Origin of the sequence: Microbispora sp. NBRC 16548 (assembly GCF_030268985.1) — a bacterium.
GTDB classification, from domain to species: domain Bacteria; phylum Actinomycetota; class Actinomycetes; order Streptosporangiales; family Streptosporangiaceae; genus Microbispora; species Microbispora catharanthi.
In genome coordinates this window covers 124,145-146,388 of record NZ_BSSF01000005.1, presented here as the reverse complement: position 1 = coordinate 146,388, position 22,244 = coordinate 124,145, and the positions used below count along the sequence as shown (strand labels likewise).

Below are 22,244 nucleotides of genomic sequence, written 5' to 3'. Positions count from 1 at the left end.
GCGTCGGTAGCCTGGGAGGTGCCATGAAGAGACCCTTCCTCGCCGCATTCGCCGCGCTCGTGGCGGCTCTCCTGCTGTGTGCCGCGCCGGCCCAGGCGCACACCTCGCTCAAGAGTAGCGACCCGCAGAAGAACGCCCAGGTCAAGACCTTGCAAAAGGTCACGCTCGAGTTCGCGGACTCCGTTCAGTTCCCGGTCGTGATCGTCCGCGGCGAGGACGGCAAGCGCTATGAGAAAGGCGACCCGGTCGTCGACGGGCCCAAGGTCACCGAGGCGGTGACCGAGCCGGTTCCCCCGGGTCGCTACACGATCGCCTGGCGGGTGGTCTCTCCCGACGGGCATCCGCTCGAAGGGGAGATCCCGTTCACCGTGGTCGGCGATCAGTCGGTGGGGGCGGCGACCTCGGCGGCCGCTCCCGGCGACACGTCCTCCACGTCCGCGCCGGCGGCCGCCGCGCCCGCGACGGCACCTGCGGCGCAGGCCGACGACGGAGGGCAGAGGGGCGTTCCGGGGTGGATCTGGGCGGTGATCTTCGGGATCGCCGGCGTCGGCATCGGGATGTTCCTGAGCCTGCGGAAGAAGCCGTGAACAGGGCGGTGCGCCTGACCGCCGCGGCGCTCTGCGCGGCCGTCGGCGCACTCGTCATCGCGATGGTGCTCGGCGGCGCCGCGACGCCGCGGATCATCCCCGGCCTGCCCGACGAGGGCACCCTGACCCGCTGGATGCTGCCGCTGTCGAAGCTCGCGATGGACGTCTCCGGCGTCCTGACCGTCGGCCTGCTGGCCGCGGCCGCGGCGTTCCTGCCCAACGACAAGGGACTGCTCGGCAAACAGGCACAAAGTTACGTGAAGGGCGCGTCGTGGTCCGCGCTGGCCTGGGCGGTCGCCGCGGCGGTGGCGCTGGTCTTCAGCCTGTCGGAGACCCTCGGCGCGCCGGTGGGGCAGATCCTCGCCGGCAACGAGCTCACCAGCTACGCCAGCCAGGTGCCGCAGGGCATCGCGCTGACCCTGGTCGTGCTGTTCGCCGTCGCCATCGCGCTGTTCGCCCGGGGCGCGATCACGGCGGGCGCCGCCGGGGGGCTGCTGGTCTTCGCGCTCGTGACGCTGCTGCCGCCCGCGCTCACCGGGCACCAGGCCACCTCGCCCAACCACGGGCTGGCCACCACCTCGGTGGCCATGCACCTGCTCTTCCTGGCCCTGTGGGTGGGCGGTCTCGGGGTGGTCTGCGTGCACGCGCTGCGCGGGCAGCCGCTCCTGGACGTCGCCGCCGCGCGCTTCTCCCGGATGGCGCTGTGGTGCTTCGCCGGGGTCGGCGTCTCCGGGCTCGCCGCCGCCGCGTCGCGCCTCACCTCGGTCGGCGAGCTGTTCACCTCGAACTACGGCCTGCTCCTACTGGCCAAGATCGTCGCGTTCGCCGTGCTCGGGTTCTTCGGCTGGCGCCACCGCGGCCGTACGCTGCCGAGGCTGTCGGCGGGGGAGCCGCACGCCTTCCTCCGCCTCGCCCTCGGCGAGGTCCTGCTGATGGGGGCGACGATCGGCCTGGCCGTGGCGCTGTCGCGGACCGCCCCGCCACCCGTCGACACGCCGGTCGACCGGGCCTACGAGCTGCTCGGCTACCTGGTTCCGCCGCCGGTGACGCTCGCCAACCTGGTGACGCTGTGGTGGTTCGACCTGTTCTTCGCCGTGCTCGCCGTCGTCATGGCCGGTCTGTACGGCGCGGGCGTCGTACGGCTGGCCCGCCGGGGCGACCGGTGGCCGCAGGGCCGCACGGTCAGCTGGTACCTCGGCGTCGTCATCCTCGTCCTCAGCACGCAGAGCGGCGTGGCGCGCTACTCGCCCGTGCTGTTCAGCGTGCACATGACCGAGCACATGATCCTGTCGATGCTGGTCCCGATCTTCCTGGTGCTCGGCGCGCCGGTCACGCTGGCGCTGCGCGCGCTCAAGCCCGCCGCCCGCCGGGGCGACCGGGGACCACGCGAGTGGCTCACGGTGATCCTGCACAGCAGGGTCCTGAAGTTCGTCAGCCACCCCGCCATCGCGACCGCGATCTTCGTGGTGTCGACGTTCGCCCTGTACTTCACCCCGCTGTTCGCCGCCGCGATGGAGGAGCACCTCGGTCACATCGCGATGACCGTGCACTTCCTGCTGAGCGGCTCGCTGTTCTTCTGGGTGATCATCGGCGTGGATCCGGCGCCGCACAAGCTGCCCCACGTCGGGCGGCTGCTGCTGCTCATGGTGACCATGCCGTTCCACGCGTTCTTCGGGATCGCCCTGATGAGCATGGGCACGGTGCTCGCGTCCGGATACTACGACCAGCTCGGGCGCACCTGGGGCGTCTCCTCGCTGGCCGACCAGCAGGCCGGCGGCGGAATCGCCTGGGCCTTCGGCGAGATCCCCACGCTGATCGTGCTGCTCGCGCTCGGCTACCAGTGGTGGCGCGACGACGAGCGCGTCGCGCGCCGGGCCGACCGCCGGGCCGACGCCGCGGCGGCCAAGTCCGGTGGCACCGGGGACGCGGAGCTGGACGCCTACAACGACTACCTGGCGAGGTTGAACAGGCGGGACAGGGCCGCCGAGTAGGCCGCCCGCCTCGGCGGGCTGTGCCCGCAGGTGATCGTCCGTCCGCCGAAACCGCCCGCCGAAACCACGCGGCGCCTCCGCCGGAGCACCGGCGAGGCGCCGCGGCACCGCTCCGGAGCTCCTACGGCAGGGTGAGGATCTCGTGACCCGTCTCGGTCACCACGATCGTGTGCTCGAACTGCGCGGTCCGCTTGCGGTCCTTGGTCACCGCGGTCCACTTGTCGGGCCAGATCTCGTAGTCGATCGTGCCGAGCGTCAGCATCGGCTCGATCGTGAACGTCATCCCCGGCACCAGGGTCACCGACAGCGAGGGGTCGTCGTAGTGGGGGACGATGAGCCCGGAGTGGAACGAGGTCGCGATGCCGTGCCCGGTGAAGTCGCGGACGACGCCGTAGCCGAAGCGCTTGGCGTACGCCTCGATCACCCGGCCGACGATGTTGAGCTGGCGGCCCGGCGCGACCGCCTTGATCGCCCGCATCATCGCCTCGCGGGTCCGCTCGACCAGCAGACGGGACTCCTCGTCGACCTCCCCGACCAGGAAGGTGGCGTCGGTGTCGCCGTGCACGCCGCCGATGTAGGCGGTGATGTCCACATTCACGATGTCACCGTCGCGCAGCACGGTGTCGTCCGGGATGCCGTGGCAGATCACCTCGTTGATCGAGGTGCACAGCGACTTCGGGTAGCCGCGGTAGCCGAGCGTCGAGGGGTAGGCGCCGTGGTCGCAGAGGAACTCGTGCCCGATGCGGTCGAGTTCGTCGGTCGTCACGCCGGGGGCGGCGTGCTTGCCGACCTCCTCGAGCGCCTGCGCGGCGATCCGGCCCGCGATCCGCATCTTCTCGATGGTCTCGGAGGTCTGGATGTCGCTGTCGCCCTTCTTGGGCTCGGCCTTCCCCACGTACTCGGGCCGGGGGATGTGGGCGGGAACCTTACGGATGGGCGAGATTCGCCCGGGGCGGAGCAGCGTGGTCATGCGGCCAAGTCTAGTTGCGCGTCAAGGGGGCACGATTAAGGACGTGAGCGATCAATGGTGGTTCTGCCTGAAGCACATGAGCGTCGAGCCCGAGAAGGGCTGCCCGAACAAGGACCGGCTCGGTCCCTACGACTCCCGCGACACCGCCGCCCACGCCCTGCAGACGGCGGCCGAGCGCAACAAACGCTGGACCGAGCAGGACAAGGAATGGGACGACTGATCCCCTGACCCCTTCCCCTGGCCCGGTTCTCCCCGGCTCACCCGCCCCGGGTCTCACCGTCCCGGGTGGCTCTCACCGTGCCCTGTCTCAGGGTCCTGGGGCCGGGGCGGGCTCGGCCGCGTGCCGCCGGGCCGTGGCGCGGCGGGCGACGAGCCGGCCGAGCGTCCACACGCCGATGCCGCTCCACACCAGGTTGAGGATCGCCGAGGGCCAGGCCGAGTGGTACGCGCTGTTGATCATCAAGGTGGCCGCGCCGCCGAAGTTGAGCAGCTGGTAGGGCAGCCCGTCCGCGGACATCCTGCCGGACGACACCATCGCGTACGCGAACAGGAGGACGACGGCGCCCGCGGCGCCGATGATCGCGATGAAGGTGGACATCAGGACGGTTCGCCGTCCACGGAAATGCTCATGACCTGATGATCTGCCCCCTGCAGAGTGAAGAGCAAGTGAAGGATTCTTAATTCGAACGTAAGATCTGCTGCATGGAAATCGACCCGCGGCGGCTGCGGATCCTGCACGAGGTGTCCCGCAGAGGCGGCGTCATGAAGGCCGCGCAGGCGTTGCACCTCACGCCCTCGGCCGTCTCCCAGCAGCTCGCCCAGCTCGAGCGGGAGGTCGGCCTCGCGCTGTTCGACCGGTCGCAGCGCAGGGTCACGCTGACTCCGGCCGGACGGGTCCTGGCCGCGTACGCCGAGCGCATCGAGGAGCAGCTCGCCGAGGCGAGGCACGAGCTCAACCGCTTCGCCGAGCGGCTGTCCGGGCCGGTCACGATCGCGGCGTTCCCCACCGTGATCCGGCATCTGCTCGTCCCCGCGCTGCGCGAGCTGGCCGTACGGCACCCGCGGATCACACCCGTGATCCACGAGCTGTTCGGGCCGGGCGCGGTGCAGGAGCTGCGCCTCGGCGGCGTGGACCTGGTCGTGACGGAACGGGACATGAGCCAGCCGGCCGCGTCGCTGCCGTCGATGTCCCGGCACCGCCTCTACGACGACGAATACCGCATCGTCGCCCCGCCGTCGTGGGACGAGGTGCCCGCCACCGTCGCCGACCTCGTGGACCTGCCGTGGGTGGCCGGAGTGCCGGACCAGGCGTGCGGGCAGGCGCTCGAACGGCTAGCCCAGCTCCACGGGTTCGTCCCGCGCCGGGTTCACCTGATCGCGGAGTTCCCGCCCGTGCTCGGGCTGGTGTCGGCGGGGCACGGAGTGGCGATCGTGCCGTCGCTGGCGCTGCTCGACGTGCCGCCGGGCGAGGTGGTCGTCACCGGCATCCGCGGCGTGGGCAGCCGCAGGATCGAGGCGCTGACCAGGGTGAGCCGTACGACGTCGGGGGAGCCCGACCCGATGCAGGCCGTGGTGATCGAGGTGCTGGGCGATGCGGCCGAGGCGGTGGACCGGCGGGTGCGCGAGCTCAGCCGCGCCCCGCTCGGCTCGCCCACGCCCTGACCCGCCGCCGGCCGCACCCGCGCGGCCGGCGGCGCTCGGTCACTCCGGTGGCGTCGCAGGGTGCCCGTGCAGGAGGGCGGCGAGTTCGGACCGGCTTCGGGCGCCGGTCTTGGTGAAGACGGCCTTGAGGTGGTCCTGCACGGTGAACGCCGACAGGAAGAGGACCGAGCCGATCTCCTTGTTGGTGAGCCCCCGCCCGGCGAGCGCGGCGATCTGCCGTTCCCTGGCGGTGAGCCGGTAAGCGTCGGCGAGCAGCTCCATGATCTCGTGCGGGCGCGTGGCCTCCAGGATGACGGAGACCGAATCCTCCCCGAGACGCTCGGCGTGCGCGGTCAGCCACCGTCCGGTCCGGACGCGCATCCGGACGCGATGCGGGGCGCCGGAAACGCTGCGCCGGTGCGCCGCGTGCACCAGCGACGCCAGCGTGTACGGGAGATCGCCGAGGCGGCCGTCGTCGATCTCGTCGAGCAGCCGCCGGGCGGACGCCGACACGTGATCGACCACGACGGTGGCCGCCACCCTGCACAGCAGCAGGCCGGGCCCGCCATGGTCGGCCGTCGGCCGTTCGGAGAGCATTGTGGCCCGGCGCAGCCCGTCGGCGACGACGTGGCTGATCCCGCGCAGGACGCCGAGCTCCCGCGCCGTGAAATCGGGGACGTCGCTGCCCCGCATCAGGACCATCGCACCCCACACCCGGCCGTCCTGCGCCCGGAAGGCGATGCGGACCTCGTGCCTGACGCCGGACGGGCTCAGCACGTCGCGGAAGCGGTGGCTGCGCTCGAGGTCGCCACCCGTCGCCTGCGTCAGGGTGCGTGCGACCACGCCGCCGCGGACCAGCTCGCGCATGGTCAGGACGTCCGGGTCCGTCTCCTGCTGCTCGATCTCGGTCAACCGGCCGAGCAACCGGAACGGCAGTCCTTCGTCGTGGAAGCCGCCGCTGATGTTGTGTGTGTCCGGGTCGATGGTCAGCGCACACCACAGATCGGCCGGAACCACCCGGGTCACCTGGGCGGCCACCGCTCGCTCGAGCGCCAGCGGGGAGTCCGCCCGGCGAGACAGATCGGCCACCGCCTCCCGTACGTCCCGCACTGTCGCACTTCTCACGGCGCCAGTATGGGCGCGGATCCCGCGTCCGAACCATCCCTCACTTGAGGGATGCCGCCCGCGCACCGCCCTGCTCCAGTCTTGGCGCGTCACCGCGACAGACAGGAGAACTGACATGATCATCGGCGTCCCCGCTCCCGCCCTCGACGGTTTCGAGGGCGAACTGCTCACCCCACGCCACGCGGACTTCGACACGGTGCGGCGGATCTGGAACGGCTCGATCGACCGCAGGCCCGCCTTCGTCGCCCGGTGCCGCTCGACGGCGGACGTGGCCGCCGCGGTGGTCTTCGCCCGCCGCCACGACCTCCCGATCGCGGTGCGCGGCGGGGGCCACAGCATCCCGGGCTACTCGGTGGTCGAGGGCGGGCTGATGATCGACCTCAGCCTTATGAAGGGCATCGCGGTGCGCGCGGCGGCTCGCCTCGCGGACGTGGACCCGGGGGTCCTGTGGCGGGAGTTCGACGCGGCGGCGCAGGCGGAGGGACTCGCCACACCCGGTGGTGAGATCTCCGACACCGGAGTGGCGGGCCTCACGCTGGGCGGCGGCATCGGCTGGCTGTCCCGGCTACACGGCCTCGCCGCGGACAACCTCCTCGGCGTCGAGCTGGTCACCGCGGACGGGAACGTCGTAACGGCCGACGACGACACCGACCCCGAGCTGATGTGGGGGCTGCGCGGCGGCGGCGGCAACTTCGGCATCGTCACCCGGTTCACCTTCCGCCTTCACCCGGTCGCTCCCGCGTGGGCGGGCATGGTGATGTATCCGGGAGAACTCGCCCGCGACGCCCTCCACGCCTTCCACCAGGTCGGCGAGCGGGCGCCGCGCGAGCTGTCCCTGGTCGCGGCGCTGGTGTCCGCTCCCGCGGCGCCCTTCGTGCCCGCCGAGGCCGTCGGCAGGCCCGTCGTCGGCATCGCGGCCGCCTACTTCGGCCCGCACGGCACAGGTCGGGAGCTGACCGCGTCGCTGCGCGGCCTCGGACGGCCGCTCGTCGACACCTTCGGGGTGACCGGGTACGCCGGCCTGCAGCGGATGCTCGACGACGCGAACGTCCCCGGGCGGCAGCAGTACGTGCGTTCCGACTTCCTCCATGGCCTGCCGGACGAGGCCGTCGCCGCGCTCGCCCACCACGGCACCCACCCGTCGTCGCCCCTGAACCAGGTGCTGCTCCGCCGTCTCGGGGGCGCCATCGCCGACAGGGACCCGGAGGCGACGGCCTTCGGTCACCGGTCGGCGGACTACATGACGATGATCGCGGCCACGTGGGAGGACCCGGCCGAGGACCCCGAGCGGCACCGCCATTGGGTGGGCGAGACGTGGAACTCCACCCGGCCGTGGGCCCACGGCACTTACGTCAACCACCTGGGCGACGAGGGCGGCGGCCGCATCCGAGAGGCGTATCTGCCCGGCAGCTGGAGCCGTCTGACCCGGCTCAAGGCGCGTATGGATCCGGACAACGTCTTCGCGTTGAACCAGAACATCCCACCCGCAGGCGCCTGAGACGCGCTGGGGGACCGGGAACCCGGCCCGACCTCAGTCGCTCACGTGGGGGCCGGTGATCCGTTCGGCCAGGCGGGCGAGGCGTTCCCGCAGGCCGAGCCGCCGCACCTCCCCGGCCGCGCTGCTCACCAGGTGCTGCGCCGCGTCGAAGCTCAGGACGGCCCCCTCGGCCGGCACGGCGATCGCGTCGTGGGCCAGGGACTCCAGCTCGGGGTCGCCGCCGTCGATGGCGAGGATCGTGGCGCCGGTGCGACGGGCGTCGTCCACGCGCTCGAGCAGGGGCACGGGGGCTCGTTGCTCGGCGACCACGAACAGCGTCTCGCCCCTGCCGGCGCTTCGCAGGCGCTCCATCCCGACCCGCAGGTGGGCGGGCGCGCCCGGCGGCGGCGCCCAGCGGACGAGCGTGGGGGAGAGCTGGGCGAGCCCCGACAGCCGGGCCTCGTCCGTGAGGTGGGCGGTGACATGCCACGGCTCGTCCTCGGGGGTGCCGACGACGAGGAGCCCCCCGGGCGACCGGGTGGCCCGCAGGGCCAGGCCGAGCTCCCGGGTGCGTTCGAGCCATCCGGTGGAGGCGAGCACCTCGCGCAACAGGTTCACCGATGCGGCGTCCATGACCGTCATGGTGCCTGACATGAGCGCGTGAAGTCCCGCCAATTGGGTCCTTGACACACCGTTACCGTCAGGTAACGATCAGCCCACGGCGCCGATCCTCGAACGTGATCCAACAGCCGGAAGGCGGCTTCATGAACCTTCGCGTTCGTGCCACCCTGTCCATGATCGGGGCTCTCCTACTGCTGCCCGCACTGGGCGGCACCGCACGCGCGACCTCCGCCGGGGACGTCGTCGAAGCGAGCCGTACGACGGTCTACCTCGTGCCCGGCAAGCTGCTGGAGGTGCCGGTGAAGGCATGGCACCTCCGCTACCGGTCCACCTCCGCCACCGGAGAGCCGGACGTCGTCTCGGGCACCCTGCTCGTGCCCGACTCCCCGTACCCCCTCGGCAAGCGGCCCATCGCCGGGTACGCCGTAGGCACGCACGGCATGGGCGACCAGTGCGCCCCGTCGGCCGCCATGGCGAGCGGCACCGAGGCCGAGCTCGCCATCATGAGCCTGATGCTGCTCAAGGGCTGGGCCGTCGCGGTGACCGACTACGAGGGTCTCGGCACGCCGGGCGATCACACGTACATGGCGGGCCTGTCGCAGGGGCACGCCGTGCTCGACTCGATCAGGGCGGCGACGCGGGTGCCGGGCGCGAACCTGTCCGGCAGCGCTCCCGTCGTGGTCATGGGCTACTCGCAGGGCGGGTCGTCGGCGGCCTGGGCGGCCCAGCTCCAGCCGTCGTACGCGCCCGAGCTGCGGCTCAAGGGCGTCGCGGCCGGCGGGGTGCCGGCCGACCTGCGGGCCGTGGCCGACCACCTGGACGGCACCGGCGACTTCGGGCTCGCCGCGGCCGCCGGCATCGGGCTGGACGCCGCCTATCCCGAGCTGCACCTGGAGAGCTACCTGACCCCCGAGGGCGCGGCGCTGTTCGGCGACGCCCGCGACGACTGCGTGAGCGACCTGCGGGCCGAATTCGGCGGGCGGCGGCTGGCGGAGTTCACCACCGCCGACGTGCTGAACCTGCCGGACTGGCGGGCCCGCCTCGCCGAGAACCGCCTCGGCGCGTCCGCGCCGCGGGTGCCGTTGTTCCTCTACCACGCCAAGGGTGACGAGATCATCCCGTACGAGGTGGGCAGAACCCTGCGGAAGGAGTACTGCGCTCAGGGCGTGAACGTCCTGTGGACCAGCCTGCCGGCCGGCAGCCACGTGCTCGGCGCGGTCGAGGGCGGCCCGCTGGCGGTCGCGTGGCTGGCCACCCGCGTCGCCGGTCTCCCCGCGATCCCGAACTGCTGAGCGCCCCGGAAACCACCGCCGGCGGTCTCCGCGACCGCGGAACCGCCGGGCGGTGGCCATGAAGAAGATCGCCCGCGCGCTTCAGCGAGTCGAGTGGACGAGGTCGCCCTCGTAGGCCGCGATGACGAGGTGTGCGCGATCTCGTGCCTGGAGTTTGCTCAGCAGGTTGCCGACATGGGTCTTGACGGTCTTGATCGAGATCGTGAGTCTCGCCGCGATCTCGTCGTTGGAGAGCCCGCGACCGACCAGGGTGAGGACCTCGGTCTCCCGCGCGGTGAGAGCGTCCAGGCTCGCCGGCTTCGCGCGTGGTGGCTGGGCGATGTAGGCCTCGATCATGCGGGTGAGGACTTTCGGGGCGAACGGCGATTCGCCCCGATGAGTCCGGCGGATCGCGTCAAGGAGCGTGTCGGGGTGGGAATCCTTGAGGAGGAAGCCGCTGGCGCCGGCGTGGAGGGCGGCGCGGACGTACTCGTCGAGCTCGAACATCGTGAGCACGATGACCTTCACGGATCCGATTCCCGCGTCGGCCGTGACGCGGCGGGTGGCCGCGATTCCGTCGGTGCCCGGCATCCGAATGTCCATGAGCACGACGTCGGGGCGCAACTCGGCGCAGAGCCTGACGACCTCATCGCCGGTGCCCGCCTCGCCGACCACCGTCATGTCGTGATTGGCGTTGATGACGGCGGCGAGGCTGTGGCGCAGCAAGGGCTGGTCGTCGGCGATGACGACGCGAATCGAGGTTCCGCCGTCATTCATGACATTCCAGCCTCAGGGATACGGGCGGTGACGCGAAAGCCGTTCTCGACGTGCTCGGCGTCGAAGGTCCCGCCGATCGCGGTGACGCGTTCCCTCAGCCCCTCGATTCCGTGCCCGGCTCCCGGGTGCGGGGTCCATCCGTCCACGGGGCCCTCGTCCCAGACGCTCGTGACGATCCAGTCGCCGTCGCGACGGACGTACACGTTCGCGCTGGTGGGTCCTGCGTGCCGAGCGGTGTTCGTGAGGGCCTCGCGCACGATGGAGCAGACCGCGAGTTGTGCCCCGGAGCTGATGTCGTCGATCTCGCCGAGCTTGAGAGTGACGGCCGGGCCCGCCCTTTCGGCATCCTCGATGATGGCCGGCAGGTCGTGGAAGGACTCGGCGGGCCGCAGAGGCGCGGCCACATCGGTCGAGTCACGCAGCACCTTGAGCAGGCGGCGTAGCTCCGTCGTGGTCCGCCGCCCGATGCGCTCGATGTCCGCCAGCGCCGCAGAGGTGTCGTCCCCCGTGCCGGGATAGCGTGCCGCGCTCGCCCGTACAGTGATCAGGCCGAGGCCGTGGGAGACGATGTCGTGCAGCTCGCGCGCGATCCGGAGCCGTTCGGCCTGCGCCGCGCGTTCGCCGGCCCACGCCGTGAGCCGCGCCTCGTACGCGATCCGCTGCTGGCGCGCGTGGAACGCCGCCCACACGGTGACCGCCAACGCCAGCGCGGCGATGACGACGGGGAGAACGACCGCGGCGAGACCTCCGCGGCTGACCGTGAGAAGGACGAGTAACAGCACGACGTGAGCGGCGATGGCCAGTGGCCAGACTCGCCGCCCGCGTCTCGGAAGTGCTTGGTCGGCCCCCATGCTCTCAATCTACGGACGTGCCCCCGAACGGCGCATCGGACCAGGGTCCGAGAGATCTGGGTCTGAGCCGCGAAACCGAGTCCGGTCGTCGGTCCGATGACCGGAGGTGGCGCTCCGCGTTCAGATGTGGACGTGATTACGATCGACAATCTCGTCAAGCGGCGCGGTTCCGCAGAGATTCTGAGCGGCATCAGCTTCCAGGCCCGCCCCGGAAGAGTGACCGGGCTCCTCGGCCCGAACGGCGCGGGCAAAAGCTCCACACTGCGCATTCTGCTGGGCCTGGATCGGGCGACCTCCGGCACGGCGCTCATCGGTTCCGTCCCGTTCGTGAAGCTTCGTGACCCGCTCGCCACGGTCGGGGCCATGTTGGACGGCTCCGGCGCGCATCGGGCGCGGACGGGCCGGGCGCACCTGCGGTGGGTGGCCCGCTCCGCCGGATTGCCGCGTGCGCGCGTCGACGAGGTGCTCGAGATCGTGGGCCTGACGAACGCGGCGTCGAAGCGGGTCGGCGGTTACTCCCTGGGCATGGGGCGTCGCCTCGGGCTGGCGACGGCGCTGCTCGGCGACCCGGAGATTCTGGTCCTGGACGAGCCGGTCAACGGGCTGGACCCGGACGGCATCCGGTGGATCAGGACCTTCCTGCGCGAACGCGCCGCGTCCGGCCGGACCGTGCTGCTGTCCAGCCACCTGATGGGGGAGCTCGCGGCGACAGCGGACGACGTCGTGGTCGTCAACGAGGGCAAGGTCGTGGCGGACGGCACCCTCGACGAGGTCACCGGCCCCTACGGCACCCTTGAGGACGCGTTCTTCGCCCTCACCACCGGTGGCGCCCCATGAGGGCGCTCGCGGCGGAGGCCTCGAAGCTCGCCTCGTTGCCGGCGGTGTGGATCGCGGCGGCCGCCGGGGTGCTCGTGCCGGGCGTCGTCGCCGCGATCACCGCCTCCTCGGCCCTCGGCGCGATCACCCGGGGCGCCGCGGCGAATGCCGCGACCGACATCGGCTACCAGGAGCTGGCTTTCGGCGTGGCCGGAGCGATCATTCTCGGCGTCGTCGGTGTCAGCGGCGAGTACGTCACCGAGAGCGCGGAATCCGGAGGCGGGCGTCAGATCACCACCAGCCTGACCGTCGTTCCCTCCCGCCCCCGCTTCCTGCTTGCGAAGATGTCCGCGATCGCGATCAGCGGCGCGTTGCTCGCGATCACCGCGACAGTGATCACCATGAGCGTCGTCCGGGTGGTGCTCGGCGAGCACGCTCCGGCCTGGGGAGCGGACGACGTTCCACGGCTGGCCGGTGTGGTCTGCTACTGGGTGTACACCGCGCTCCTCGCCTCCGCGATCACCGTGCTCACCCGCCACGGGGTCATTCCGCTCGCGGTGCTCACCGCGAACACCTCGGTCGTCTCCGTCACCTACCTGCTGACCAAGATCACACCCTTGGCGAATTATCTGCCCGACATGGCCGGAGTCCGTATGTTCATCCGGAAGCTCGCCGACAGCACCGCCGAGATCAGCCCGCTCACCGGATGCCTGGTGATGACCGCCTGGGTGACGGTGCTGCTCGTGATCGCCGTGATCTCGTTCACGCGGAGGGACGCATGACGGTACCCCCGACGACTCGCACCCGTGGCAGGGAAGGAGCCCGCGCGCTCGCGGCGGAGCTGTCGAAGCTCGTGTCTCTTCCGGCGACCTGGCTCACGCTCGGAGGCACTCTCGCAGTGAATCTGATCCTCGCGATCGCGTTCACGATCGCCGGTCTGCGGGGTTCGACCGGAACCGGGAGCGCTCCTGGCATCGGACTGGCGTCGATCGGCTACGCGCAGGCCGGTTTCGTCGTGCTCGGCGTCCTGGCCGCCTGCTCCGAGTACACCGGCGGGCAGATTCGCACCACGCTGACCGCGATGCCCCGTCGCGCCCTCCAGTTCGCCGCCAAGCACGTCGCGCTGGCGATCGTCGTGCTTCCCGCGGCGGCGATCACGGCTGCGTCCGGAGTCGTGCTCGCGGCCGGCGTGCTCGGCGACGCGGCCGCGCCCGTGACCTCGGGCCGTGTCGCGGGGGCGCTGAGCGGTGTGACCGCGTATCTCGCGCTCACGACGCTGATCAGCGCGGCCGTCGGCGCCCTCGCGCGTCAGACGCTCGCGGCGGTCGTCGTCCTGCTGGGGTATCTCTTCATCGCCGGGCCGCTCCTGCGCGACCATGTCTCCGCGGCCAAATACCTCCCGGACAGCGCCGGAGTCGCCATGTGGTTCCCGCCGGCCGACGACGCGGGCGCGGTGACACCGGTGCACGGTGCCCTGCTCCTCATGGCCTGGACCGCCGTCCTCATGGCTGTTGTCGTGCTCGGATACCGCCGATGGGATATGTGAAACGCGACCATCGGACACCGTGGCGGGGACGCCCCGGAGAGGTCGCGGCGCTCGCCTGCTGGCATGATCTGACCCATGGTTGAGCACACCTCCGCAGATCTGCCCGACGTCTCCGCGCTGACCATCGGCATCCTGGGCGGGACCGGAGACCAGGGCAAGGGACTGGCCCGCCGGTTCTCGCTGGCCGGGCACACCGTGCTGATCGGCTCGCGCAGCGCCGAGCGCGCCCAGGAGGCGGCGCGTGAGATCGGCGTACGCGGGGCCTCGAACGCCGAGGTGGCGGCCGAGGCGGACGTCGTGATCGTCGCCGTGCCTTGGGAGGGGCACAAGGCACTGCTGGAGTCTCTGCGCGAACCGCTCGCCGGGAAGATCGTGGTGGACTGCGTCAACCCGCTCGGCTTCGACAAGCAGGGGGCGTACGCGCTGCCCGTGGAGGAGGGCAGCGCGGCGCAGCAGGCGGCGGCGGTGCTGACCGGCAGCCGGGTGGTCGCGGCCTTCCACCACGTGTCGGCGGTGCTGCTGCTCGACCCGTCGGTGGCCGAGATCGATCTCGACGTGCTCGTGCTCGGCGACGACCGCGAGGCCACCGACGTCGTACGCGCGCTCGCTGGCCGCATCCCCGGCGCGCGGGGCGTCTACGCGGGCCGGCTGCGCAACGCCCACCAGGTCGAGGCGCTCACGGCGAACCTGATCTCGATCAACCGCCGATACAAGGCCCACGCCGGCATCCGGGTGACCGACGTCTAGCCATCCGCGCTTCATCTGATCGTCACGTCGGAGACGTGGTCGTTCACTACCTTCGGGCGCTGTCGTCGCTGTCTGAAAGGTCTCCAGTGCTACGTCACGTCTCCGCCGGTCTGGCGATCGCCGCCGCGCTCACCCTCACCACCGCCGGTACGGCCGCCGCCGATCCGGCCAAGGGCCCCGTCGTCGTCGCCGACGTCACGCTCCCCGCCCCCGCGCTGAAGCAGGTGCAGCCGTCCATCGCGGACGACCGCGGCGTGCGGCTCGGCGGCGTCGGCAGCGGCCTGTTCCCGGCCGGCCGGGCCGGGGAGTTCTGGCTCGTCACCGACCGCGGCCCGAACGGCCAGCCGACCGTGGACGGGGAGAAGCGCCGGACCTTCCCGGTGCCCGAGTTCGCTCCGGCGATCGTCCGGGTCGCCCTCGCCGGCGGCACGGCGAAGATCAAGCAGTACATCCCGATCGTCGGCGCCTCCGGCAAGCCCGTGACCGGCCTGTCGAACCAGGCGGGGCACGACGAGACGCCCTACACCTGGGACGGCCGCACGGTTCTGCCGTACAACCCGAGCGGGCTGGACGTCGAGGACCTCGTACGCACCCGCGACGGCGACTTCTGGCTGGTCGACGAGTACGGCCCGTCGCTGGTGCGGGTGTCGCCGGACGGCCGGGTGCTGGAGCGGCACATCCCAGCGGGGCTCGGGCTGACGGGCGCGGACTACCCGGTGAAGGAGACGCTGCCCGCGATCCTGGCGAGCCGCCAGCAGAACCGCGGCTTCGAGGGCCTCGCGATCTCGTCCGACCAGCGCACGCTGTACCTGGCCGTGCAGAGCCCGCTGCCCAACCCCGACAAGAAAGCCGCGAAGAAGTCGCGGTTCGGGCGCATCCTCACCTTCGACCTGCGCGGCCGGAAGGTGACCGGGGAGTACCCGTACCAGTTCGAGGACGTCACGACCTTCGATCCGAAGGTGAACGGCGACCAGAGCGAGATGAAGATCTCCGGTCTGGCGTACGCCGGCCGGGACCGCCTGCTCGCGGACGAGCGCACGGACAACGTCGCGCGGGTGTACGCGATCGACCTGGCGAAGGCGACGAACCTGCTCGGCGGGCCGTACGACGACCCGAAGACCACTCCGTCCCTGGAGGCGCTGACCGGCGCGTCCGGCCTCAGGCTGCCCGCCAAGTCGCTGGTGCTGGAGCCGAACGCGCTGGTGCCGTCGCTGCCCGGCAAGATCGAGGGGCTTGCGGTGCTGGGCCCGCGCACGATCGCGCTGGCCAACGACAACGACTTCGGCCTCGGCGACTTCGGCCCCGACGGCAGGCTGGTGGACAGCGGCGTGCCGAACCGTCTCGTCGTTGTCCGGCTCCCTCGCGCACTCGGCGCCCACTGAGCGCGCCCACTGAGCGCGCCCGCTGAGTGCGCTGTTGAGCGCGCCCGTTGAGGCGCGCTCACGGGCGCGGCTACGCGACGCTGGCGAGCAGCCAGTCGGCCACCGCCTCCGGCGCGACGAGCTGGTGCAGGTGCTCGCCGGGGATGCGGGCGACCGGCCAGCCGCGCTCCCCGGCCTCGTGGGCGAGGGCGGCGTACATGTCCGCGAACCACAGGTAGCCGCTCCTGAGGTGGTCCCAGCGGGCGGGCACCGGGATCTCCTCCAGGTAGTACGCGAGGGGCAGCCGCGCCTGCTCGGCCACGACCACCTGGCGGGCCACCGGGTCGGGCAGGAGGGCGGCGACGTCGTCCTCGGGCCACCAGTCGGTCCAGCGGGGCAGGACGCCCGCGTCGTCGGCGAGCGAGCGCAGGAAGGCGAGGTGCTCCGGCTCCGCCGCCTGGCACACGCCCCTGCGCGGCGGCAGAGCGGCGTCGACGAACAGGCATGCGGCGACCTGCCCGGCGAGGGCCTGCGCGATCAGCGGCACGAACAGCCCGGCGTTGCTGTGCGCCACGACGGCCAGCGGCCCGCGCGGCGCGCTCGCCGCCACCTCGCTCACCACCCTCGGCCAGTAGGGCGGCGGACCGGCCGTCACGTCGGTCAACCGCGGCACCACGGCGGTGTGCCCGCGCGCTCGCAGGATCTCGGCGACGGGGGTCCAGGTCGAGGGACCGACGGAGGGGCTGTGCACGAGGAGGAAGCTGACGTCCATCCCCTCATCCTCGCCGTGGGCGGCGGCGCCGGACGCATTCTCCGCTCGCCGCGTAACCGGTCGTCGGGTGGCCAACCTGACAAGAACGGCTTTTCTGGGTAATTCTGGACGACATGAGCTCCCTGCATCCGGAAACGCGCGTCGTCCACCTGCCCCGGCCCACGCCCGAGGCCAGCACGCCGATCTCCATGCCGATCTACCAGACCTCGGGGTTCGTCTTCGACGACCCGGCCGTCTTCGCCGACGGCATGGGGCGGCCCGACGGGGCCTACGTCTACGGCCGGCTCTCCAACCCCACCGTGCGCGCGCTGGAGGAGGCGGTCGCCGGCCTGGAGGGCGGCGTGGCCGCCGTGGCCACCGGCTCGGGCATGGGCGCGATCAACTCGGTGCTGCTCGGCCTGCTGAAGTCGGGCGACCACGTGATCGCCCAGTCGGCGCTGTACGGCGCCACCGCGCAGACGCTGGCCGACCTGGCGGAGCGCTTCGGCGTCGAGGTCACCCGCGTGCCGGAGGACGACCCCGCGGCCGTACGCGCCGCCGTGCGGCCCACGACGAAGCTGCTGTATCTGGAGACCATCGCCAACCCGATGACGCAGGTGGCCGACCTGCCGGGGATGTGCGCGGCGGCGCGAGAGGCCGGGATCCTCACCGTGGTCGACAACACCTTCGCCTCGCCGGTCCTGTGCCGCCCCATCGAGCACGGCGCGGACATCGTGGTGCACTCCGTCACCAAGTATCTGTCCGGGCACACCGACGTCGTCGGCGGGATCGCCGTGTTCGCCTCTGAGGACGTGTACCGCAGGGTGTGGTCGTACGCGGTGGAGCTCGGCGCGACGGCCGACCCGTTCGCCGCGTGGCTGACCCTGCGGGGGATGCAGACGCTGCCGCTGCGGATGGAGCGCCATTGCGCCAACGCCCGCGTGCTCGCGACGCGGCTCGCCGGGCATCCGGCCGTGGCCGCGGTCCACTGGCCGGGCCTGCCCTCCCACCCGTCGCACGAACTCGCGGCGAAGCTCCTGCCCGACTTCGGCGGCGTGTTCTCCTTCGACCTCGCCGGAGGGCGTCCCGTCGGCGAGGCGTTCATGCGCAACGTGCGGCTCGCGCTGCTCGCGCCCTCGCTCGGCGGCGTGGAGACCCTGATCCTCCACCCGGCCACCACGTCGCACCGTACGGTGAGCGCCGAGGGCCTGGCCGCGGCGGGCATCGGCGAGGGGACGGTCCGGGTGGCCGTGGGCATCGAGCACGCCGAGGACCTGTGGGCCGACTTCGCCCAGGCGCTCGACGCGATCTGAGACGCCTCGCGGGGGACGACCCCCGCCGCCGGAAGACGCCGGTCAAGGGCGGCCGCCGCGCGCTGCCGCGGCCGCCCGCCGGGCGTCAGCGGTAGCTGTGCTCGGGCCTGGGGAAGACGCCGGAGACGACCTCGTCGGCGTACGCGCGGATCGCCCGGTCCATCTCCCCGGCCAGGTCGAAGTACTTCTTCACGAACTTCGCGGGCTGCGGGGTCAGGCCCATCAGGTCCTGCCAGACGAGGACCTGCGCGTCGGTGTGGGGACCCGCTCCGATGCCGATCGTGGGGATGCTCAGCGACGCGGTGACCCGCTGGGCGAGGTCGGCGGGAACGCATTCGAGCACGACGGCGAAGGCGCCCGCGTGCTCCAGCGCCTTGGCGTCGGCCATGATCTCGTCACCCGCCTGACCGCGGCCCTGCACCCGGTAGCCGCCGAAGGCGTTGACCGACTGCGGGGTCAGGCCGAGGTGGGCCATGACCGGAATTCCGGCCGACACGAGCATCTCCACCTGCGGGAGGACCCGGTGGCCGCCCTCCAGCTTGACGGCGTGCGCGCCGGCCTCCTTCACGAAGCGGGCCGCGGTCTCCAGGGCCTGCTGCGGTGAGGCCTGGTAGGAGCCGAACGGCAGGTCGGCCACGACCATCGCCCGCGACGAGCCGCGTACGACCGCGGCGGTGAGCGGGATGAGGTCGTCGACCGTGACGGGCAGCGTCGAGTCGTAGCCGTAGACGACCATGGCGGCCGAGTCGCCCACGAGCATCACCGGGATGCCCGCCTCGTCGAACACCCTCGCGGTCATCGCGTCGTACGCCGTCACCATCGGCCACTTCTCGTGGCGCTCCTTGGCCGCCGCGACGTCGCGGACGGTGACCCTGCGTCCCGCGGCCCCGCCGTAGAGGGCGGGCTTGGACACAACGGAAACAGAGGACATGGCTACCTCCAGGCCTCGTGGCGCCCCTGTGGCGTCCCCGGACAGTCAGATCATTGCATGCCGCCTTGGGCTGGAACACCCCCATACGGGCGCCGTAATCCTGGCCTGCGACGAGTGGGACTAAAGGGACGAATGAGGCGACCCGGCGGCATGAATGTCGGAGGCACCCGGCACAATGCCGTGCGGAGGTAAGGAACCACAATGGCTTTTGATCGTTACCGGCGGGTGCTCGCCCTGCCGGGCGTGCGGACGTTGCTGCTGGTCGGCATGATCGCGAGAATTCCCCTCACCGGCACCGGCATGACGCTGACCCTGCACGTGGTGAACGACCAGAAGCTGGGTTTCCTCCAGGCGGGTCTGGTCGGCACCGCCTCCATGGCGGGCGCCGCGATCGGCTCGCCGCTCGTCGGCCGGTTCGTCGACCGGCGCGGGCTGCGGCCGGTGCTGGCCGTGACGACCATCGTGCAACTGTGCCTGTGGTGCGCCGCGCCGGCGATGCCGTACGCCGTGCTGCTGCCGGCCGCGCTGATCGGCGGGCTGTTCAGCCAGCCGGTGTTCGGGGCCATCCGGCAGTGCGTGGCCGCGATGGTGCCGGTGGAGAACCATCAGACCGGCTTCGCCCTCGACTCGATGGGCGTGGAGTTGTCGTACATGGTCGGCCCGGCTCTCGCCGTCGCGAGCGTGACGGCGTTCGGCGGCACCGCGACGATGTACGGCGTGGCCGCCGGTCTGGCCGGCTCGGGAGTGGCGCTGTACCTGCTCAACCCGCCCACACGGTCGGCCGAGGAGGACGCGGGGCACGAGGGGGCCGTCTCCCGGCGGCAGTGGCTGCGGCCGGGCCTGCTCGCCCTGCTCTGCCTGGTGTCCGGGCTCACCTTCGTGCTCACCACGACCGAGTTGAGCGTCGTGGCGATGCTCAAGGCGGACGGCGCGACCGCCTGGACCGGGCTGGTCATCGCGCTGTGGTGCGCGTTCTCGCTCGTCGGCGGGTTCGTGTACGGCGGGCTCTCCCGGGGGCTTCCGCCCGTGGTGCTCGCGGGCGGCCTGGCGGTGCTGACCGCGCCCGTGGGCCTGGTCGGCGGGGGCTGGGGCTGGCTGTGCCTGGCGCTGGTGCCGGCCGGGCTGCTGTGCGCCCCGGCGCTGTCGTCCACCGTGGACGCCGTCAACCGGCGCGTCCCGGCGGCGGCGCGGGGTGAGGCGATGGGCCTGCACGGCACGTCGCTGACGATCGGAGGAGCGCTGGCCGGGCCCCTCGCCGGCGGGCTCCTGGACGCCCACGGCCCCGCCTGGGCCTTCGCCGTGTCCGGAACGGTCGGCGTCGCGCTGGCCCTGCTCGCCGCCCTGGTCATGCGGGATGCTCCGGCCGCGGCCCTCGCCCCGGCCGGATCGAGCACGGCGACCGGCTCGAAGGGCGTGAGCGGCTTCGCCGCGCCGGCCGGCTCGGGGGGCGTGAGCGGTCTCGGCCCGGCGGCCGGCTCGGACGTCACGGCCGGTCTGGACGCCGCGACACCCCTGCCCGCCCCCGCCGCGGACTGAAACCGGGCCACACGCGGGATTGGATCCCGCCCCGGAGCGGGAATAGAACCGGCCCCCGTGCGGATGTACAAGGGGCGCGCGGCTGTCCCTCGGGGCCGCCGTGCGAAGGGTGTCCGCCGCCTGCTTTGGGGTGGCCGTGCGAGACGCCGCGACGTCCCCGCACGCCGGAAGGCACGGGTGCCGGGGACGAGCAGTGCGCGGGCCGGTGCCTCGGCCGAGCGTCTTTTGCCCAACTGACCAGCGGATACAGCGGCACCGCCCAGGATTATGAAACGGTCCCGTTGCGTATCGGAATGACCAACGCTACGCTTGCGTTGCGAAACTCAGCCGTATCGAAATCATGGGGGAATCCGTGGAAGCTCAGACAGAAGCCCATACAGGTCACCCACGCCGATGGCAGGTCCTCGGCGTGATGGTGTTCAGCCTGCTTGCCGTCGTTCTCGACAACACCATCCTCAACGTGGCGATCAAGACGATCGCCGATCCCGTCCACGGTCTGGGCGCGACCCAGAGCGAGCTCGAATGGGCGATGAACTCCTACACCCTGGTGTTCGCCGGCCTGCTGTTCACCTTCGGGGTGCTGGGCGACCGCTACGGGCGTAAGCGGATGCTCATGGCCGGCATGGTCCTGTTCGGCGTGGCCTCGCTGGCCAGCGCGTACGCGCAGGACCCGATGCAGCTCATCGCGGCGAGGGCCCTGATGGGTCTCGGCGGCGCCGCCATCATGCCGGCCACGCTGGCGATCATCTCCAACGTCTTCCCGATCCACGAGCGGGGCAAGGCGATCGGCATCTGGGCCGGCGGCGTCGGCATCGCCGTGGCGATCGGCCCGATCACGGGGGGCGTGCTGCTGGAGCACTTCTGGTGGGGCTCGGTCTTCCTCGTCAACGTGCCCATCGTGCTCATCGGCCTCGCGCTGATCGCCGGGATCGTGCCCGACTCCAAGGACCCGAACAAGTCCGGTCTCGACCCGGTCGGCGTGCTGCTGTCCATCCTCGGCCTGATCAGCCTCGTCTACGGCATCGTCCGGATCAGCGACCTCGGCACCGTCGCCGACGTCTCGGTCATCGTGCCGTCGCTGCTGGGCCTCGCGATCCTCGCCGCGTTCGTCTGGTACGAGAGCCGGATCGACCACCCCGCATTCGACGTGCGCAACTTCCGCAACGCCGGCTTCTCCACCGCCATCGCCACCGTCGGCCTCGTGTTCTTCGCCGCCATGGGCGTGATGTTCTTCCTGGCCTTCTACTGGCAGATCGTCCGGAACTACTCGCCGCTGCAGTCGGGGGCGCTCGTGCTGCCGTTCGCGGCCGCTCAGCTGATCTTCGCGCCGCAGAGCGCGCGCATGGTGCAGAAGTACGGCGCCCGCGCCGTCGGCACGGTGGCCATGCTCATCATCACGCTGGCCCTGGCGTGCTACGCCTTCGTGCAGGTGGACACCCCGATCTGGATCCTGCTGGCCCTCGGCTTCGTCCAGGGCGCCGCGATGGCCAACATCATGCCCCCGGCGACCACGGCCATCATGAACGCGCTGCCGCGCGAGAAGGCCGGTGTGGGCTCCTCGATGAGCAACGTCGTCCGGCAGGTCGGCGGCACGCTGGGCATCGCCATCCTGGGCGCGGTCCTGTCCGCGAGCTACCGCAGCGACATGGAGAGCAAGGTCGCGGCCCTGCCGGAGCAGCTCCGCCACGTCGTGACCGAGTCCATCTCCGGCGCGGCCGGCGTCGCCGGGCACCTGGGCCCGCAGGGCACGAGGCTGCTCGACGCCGCGAACGCCGCGTTCGTCACCGGCATCCACTGGGCGGCCCTCGGATCGGCCTTGGTCGCCCTCGTCGGCACTCTTGTGGTGGCCCGCTGGATGCCGGGCAAGGCTTCGGTCCAGGCCGCGGTCACCAAGGCTGAGACCGAAAAGGAAGCGGCGGTAGTGTGAACTCG

Annotated in this window: 22 protein-coding genes; 14 read left to right on the top strand and 8 right to left on the bottom strand. The window is 71.7% G+C overall.

Features of this window, described 5'->3' with window-relative positions:
• Positions 1-23: 23 nt before the first annotated feature.
• Both QSK36_RS15000 and QSK36_RS14995 read left to right on the top strand, forming a co-directional pair.
• Positions 24-587, top strand: coding sequence for a copper resistance CopC family protein (locus QSK36_RS15000; protein WP_183539287.1), 564 nt, complete (start codon positions 24-26; stop codon positions 585-587).
• Positions 584-2,578, top strand: coding sequence for a bifunctional copper resistance protein CopD/cytochrome c oxidase assembly protein (locus QSK36_RS14995; RefSeq protein WP_285782819.1), 1,995 nt, complete (start codon positions 584-586; stop codon positions 2,576-2,578). Before QSK36_RS15000 ends, QSK36_RS14995 begins: the two co-directional genes overlap by 4 nt.
• A 121-nt stretch (positions 2,579-2,699) precedes the next feature.
• On the opposite strand, the gene map is transcribed toward QSK36_RS14995, so the two are convergent.
• Positions 2,700-3,548, bottom strand: a complete 849-nt coding sequence (gene map, locus QSK36_RS14990; RefSeq protein WP_182897382.1) for a type I methionyl aminopeptidase — start codon at positions 3,546-3,548, stop codon at positions 2,700-2,702.
• Positions 3,549-3,591: 43 nt separating this feature from the next.
• Between map and QSK36_RS14985 the strand changes: the two genes are divergently transcribed.
• Positions 3,592-3,768 carry a hypothetical protein gene (locus QSK36_RS14985; RefSeq protein WP_225898484.1) on the top strand — a complete coding sequence of 59 codons (177 nt, stop codon included), beginning with the start codon at positions 3,592-3,594 and terminating at the stop codon, positions 3,766-3,768.
• Between the two features lie 87 nt (positions 3,769-3,855).
• Here the strand turns inward: QSK36_RS14985 and QSK36_RS14980 are convergent, their stop codons facing one another.
• Entirely contained in the window at positions 3,856-4,146 is a 291-nt protein-coding gene (locus tag QSK36_RS14980; protein ID WP_183539291.1) for a CBU_0592 family membrane protein, read from the bottom strand.
• A gap of 104 nt (positions 4,147-4,250) precedes the next feature.
• On the opposite strand from QSK36_RS14980, the gene QSK36_RS14975 reads away from it, so the two are divergent.
• Complete coding sequence (locus tag QSK36_RS14975) at positions 4,251-5,210, top strand: LysR family transcriptional regulator (RefSeq protein ID WP_139578128.1); 960 nt, start codon at positions 4,251-4,253, stop codon at positions 5,208-5,210.
• A gap of 39 nt (positions 5,211-5,249) precedes the next feature.
• Here QSK36_RS14975 and QSK36_RS14970 read toward each other — a convergent pair whose 3' ends face one another.
• Positions 5,250-6,314, bottom strand: a complete 1,065-nt coding sequence (locus tag QSK36_RS14970; protein ID WP_285782818.1) for a helix-turn-helix transcriptional regulator — start codon at positions 6,312-6,314, stop codon at positions 5,250-5,252.
• A 115-nt stretch (positions 6,315-6,429) separates the two neighbouring features.
• On the opposite strand from QSK36_RS14970, the gene QSK36_RS14965 reads away from it, so the two are divergent.
• The gene (locus tag QSK36_RS14965) at positions 6,430-7,812 is read left to right on the top strand and encodes an FAD-binding oxidoreductase (protein WP_285782817.1); all 1,383 of its coding nucleotides are present in this window, start codon (positions 6,430-6,432) and stop codon (positions 7,810-7,812) included.
• Between the two features lie 33 nt (positions 7,813-7,845).
• Here QSK36_RS14965 and QSK36_RS14960 read toward each other — a convergent pair whose 3' ends face one another.
• Positions 7,846-8,424, bottom strand: coding sequence for a hypothetical protein (locus QSK36_RS14960; protein WP_182897376.1), 579 nt, complete (start codon positions 8,422-8,424; stop codon positions 7,846-7,848).
• Positions 8,425-8,555: 131 nt separating this feature from the next.
• On the opposite strand from QSK36_RS14960, the gene QSK36_RS14955 reads away from it, so the two are divergent.
• Positions 8,556-9,704 (top strand): lipase family protein, encoded by a 1,149-nt coding sequence (locus tag QSK36_RS14955; protein ID WP_285782816.1) that lies wholly within the window; start codon positions 8,556-8,558, stop codon positions 9,702-9,704.
• An 81-nt stretch (positions 9,705-9,785) separates the two neighbouring features.
• Here the strand turns inward: QSK36_RS14955 and QSK36_RS14950 are convergent, their stop codons facing one another.
• On the bottom strand, positions 9,786-10,460 hold the full coding sequence (locus QSK36_RS14950) for a response regulator transcription factor (protein WP_285782815.1): 675 nt from the start codon (positions 10,458-10,460) through the stop codon (positions 9,786-9,788).
• Complete coding sequence (locus QSK36_RS14945; protein WP_285782814.1) at positions 10,457-11,311, bottom strand: sensor histidine kinase; 855 nt, start codon at positions 11,309-11,311, stop codon at positions 10,457-10,459. Before QSK36_RS14945 ends, QSK36_RS14950 begins: the two co-directional genes overlap by 4 nt.
• A gap of 132 nt (positions 11,312-11,443) precedes the next feature.
• On the opposite strand from QSK36_RS14945, the gene QSK36_RS14940 reads away from it, so the two are divergent.
• From QSK36_RS14940 to QSK36_RS14920, 5 genes are all read left to right on the top strand, one after another.
• The gene (locus QSK36_RS14940; RefSeq protein ID WP_285782813.1) at positions 11,444-12,148 is read left to right on the top strand and encodes an ABC transporter ATP-binding protein; all 705 of its coding nucleotides are present in this window, start codon (positions 11,444-11,446) and stop codon (positions 12,146-12,148) included.
• A complete protein-coding gene (locus tag QSK36_RS14935) occupies positions 12,145-12,909 on the top strand; it encodes a hypothetical protein (protein WP_285782812.1) in 765 nt (254 codons plus the stop codon). The genes QSK36_RS14940 and QSK36_RS14935 overlap by 4 nt, the downstream gene beginning before the upstream one ends.
• Positions 12,906-13,673, top strand: a complete 768-nt coding sequence (locus tag QSK36_RS14930) for an ABC transporter permease (protein ID WP_285782811.1) — start codon at positions 12,906-12,908, stop codon at positions 13,671-13,673. Before QSK36_RS14935 ends, QSK36_RS14930 begins: the two co-directional genes overlap by 4 nt.
• A gap of 75 nt (positions 13,674-13,748) precedes the next feature.
• The gene (npdG, locus tag QSK36_RS14925) at positions 13,749-14,420 is read left to right on the top strand and encodes an NADPH-dependent F420 reductase (RefSeq protein WP_285782810.1); all 672 of its coding nucleotides are present in this window, start codon (positions 13,749-13,751) and stop codon (positions 14,418-14,420) included.
• Positions 14,421-14,506: 86 nt separating this feature from the next.
• Positions 14,507-15,802, top strand: a complete 1,296-nt coding sequence (locus tag QSK36_RS14920; protein WP_285782809.1) for an esterase-like activity of phytase family protein — start codon at positions 14,507-14,509, stop codon at positions 15,800-15,802.
• 70 nt (positions 15,803-15,872) lie between these two features.
• Here the strand turns inward: QSK36_RS14920 and QSK36_RS14915 are convergent, their stop codons facing one another.
• Positions 15,873-16,553 carry an alpha/beta hydrolase gene (locus QSK36_RS14915; protein WP_183539314.1) on the bottom strand — a complete coding sequence of 227 codons (681 nt, stop codon included), beginning with the start codon at positions 16,551-16,553 and terminating at the stop codon, positions 15,873-15,875.
• Between the two features lie 113 nt (positions 16,554-16,666).
• Between QSK36_RS14915 and QSK36_RS14910 the strand changes: the two genes are divergently transcribed.
• Positions 16,667-17,845 (top strand): trans-sulfuration enzyme family protein, encoded by a 1,179-nt coding sequence (locus QSK36_RS14910; protein WP_285782808.1) that lies wholly within the window; start codon positions 16,667-16,669, stop codon positions 17,843-17,845.
• Between the two features lie 85 nt (positions 17,846-17,930).
• On the opposite strand, the gene panB is transcribed toward QSK36_RS14910, so the two are convergent.
• The gene (gene panB / locus QSK36_RS14905; RefSeq protein ID WP_183539318.1) at positions 17,931-18,776 is read right to left on the bottom strand and encodes a 3-methyl-2-oxobutanoate hydroxymethyltransferase; all 846 of its coding nucleotides are present in this window, start codon (positions 18,774-18,776) and stop codon (positions 17,931-17,933) included.
• Between the two features lie 201 nt (positions 18,777-18,977).
• Here panB and QSK36_RS14900 point away from each other — a divergent pair, with 201 nt between their 5' ends.
• Positions 18,978-20,312 carry an MFS transporter gene (locus tag QSK36_RS14900; RefSeq protein WP_285782807.1) on the top strand — a complete coding sequence of 445 codons (1,335 nt, stop codon included), beginning with the start codon at positions 18,978-18,980 and terminating at the stop codon, positions 20,310-20,312.
• A 412-nt stretch (positions 20,313-20,724) separates the two neighbouring features.
• Positions 20,725-22,239, top strand: a complete 1,515-nt coding sequence (locus QSK36_RS14895; RefSeq protein WP_183539896.1) for an MFS transporter — start codon at positions 20,725-20,727, stop codon at positions 22,237-22,239.
• Positions 22,240-22,244: the final 5 nt, after the last annotated feature.

What these genes read in the sequence shown, in the direction of transcription:
- QSK36_RS15000 (WP_183539287.1), top strand. Translation starts at nt 24, where the DNA reads ATGAAGAGACCCTTCCTCGCCGCATTCGCCGCGCTCGTGGCGGCTCTC.
- map (WP_182897382.1), bottom strand. Translation starts at nt 3,548, where the DNA reads ATGACCACGCTGCTCCGCCCCGGGCGAATCTCGCCCATCCGTAAGGTT.
- QSK36_RS14980 (WP_183539291.1), bottom strand. Translation starts at nt 4,146, where the DNA reads ATGTCCACCTTCATCGCGATCATCGGCGCCGCGGGCGCCGTCGTCCTC.
- QSK36_RS14975 (WP_139578128.1), top strand. Translation starts at nt 4,251, where the DNA reads ATGGAAATCGACCCGCGGCGGCTGCGGATCCTGCACGAGGTGTCCCGC.
- QSK36_RS14965 (WP_285782817.1), top strand. Translation starts at nt 6,430, where the DNA reads ATGATCATCGGCGTCCCCGCTCCCGCCCTCGACGGTTTCGAGGGCGAA.
- QSK36_RS14960 (WP_182897376.1), bottom strand. Translation starts at nt 8,424, where the DNA reads ATGGACGCCGCATCGGTGAACCTGTTGCGCGAGGTGCTCGCCTCCACC.
- QSK36_RS14955 (WP_285782816.1), top strand. Translation starts at nt 8,556, where the DNA reads ATGAACCTTCGCGTTCGTGCCACCCTGTCCATGATCGGGGCTCTCCTA.
- QSK36_RS14950 (WP_285782815.1), bottom strand. Translation starts at nt 10,460, where the DNA reads ATGAATGACGGCGGAACCTCGATTCGCGTCGTCATCGCCGACGACCAG.
- QSK36_RS14945 (WP_285782814.1), bottom strand. Translation starts at nt 11,311, where the DNA reads ATGGGGGCCGACCAAGCACTTCCGAGACGCGGGCGGCGAGTCTGGCCA.
- QSK36_RS14935 (WP_285782812.1), top strand. Translation starts at nt 12,145, where the DNA reads ATGAGGGCGCTCGCGGCGGAGGCCTCGAAGCTCGCCTCGTTGCCGGCG.
- QSK36_RS14930 (WP_285782811.1), top strand. Translation starts at nt 12,906, where the DNA reads ATGACGGTACCCCCGACGACTCGCACCCGTGGCAGGGAAGGAGCCCGC.
- npdG (WP_285782810.1), top strand. Translation starts at nt 13,749, where the DNA reads ATGGTTGAGCACACCTCCGCAGATCTGCCCGACGTCTCCGCGCTGACC.
- QSK36_RS14915 (WP_183539314.1), bottom strand. Translation starts at nt 16,553, where the DNA reads ATGGACGTCAGCTTCCTCCTCGTGCACAGCCCCTCCGTCGGTCCCTCG.
- QSK36_RS14910 (WP_285782808.1), top strand. Translation starts at nt 16,667, where the DNA reads ATGAGCTCCCTGCATCCGGAAACGCGCGTCGTCCACCTGCCCCGGCCC.
- panB (WP_183539318.1), bottom strand. Translation starts at nt 18,776, where the DNA reads ATGTCCTCTGTTTCCGTTGTGTCCAAGCCCGCCCTCTACGGCGGGGCC.
- QSK36_RS14900 (WP_285782807.1), top strand. Translation starts at nt 18,978, where the DNA reads ATGGCTTTTGATCGTTACCGGCGGGTGCTCGCCCTGCCGGGCGTGCGG.
- QSK36_RS14895 (WP_183539896.1), top strand. Translation starts at nt 20,725, where the DNA reads ATGGTGTTCAGCCTGCTTGCCGTCGTTCTCGACAACACCATCCTCAAC.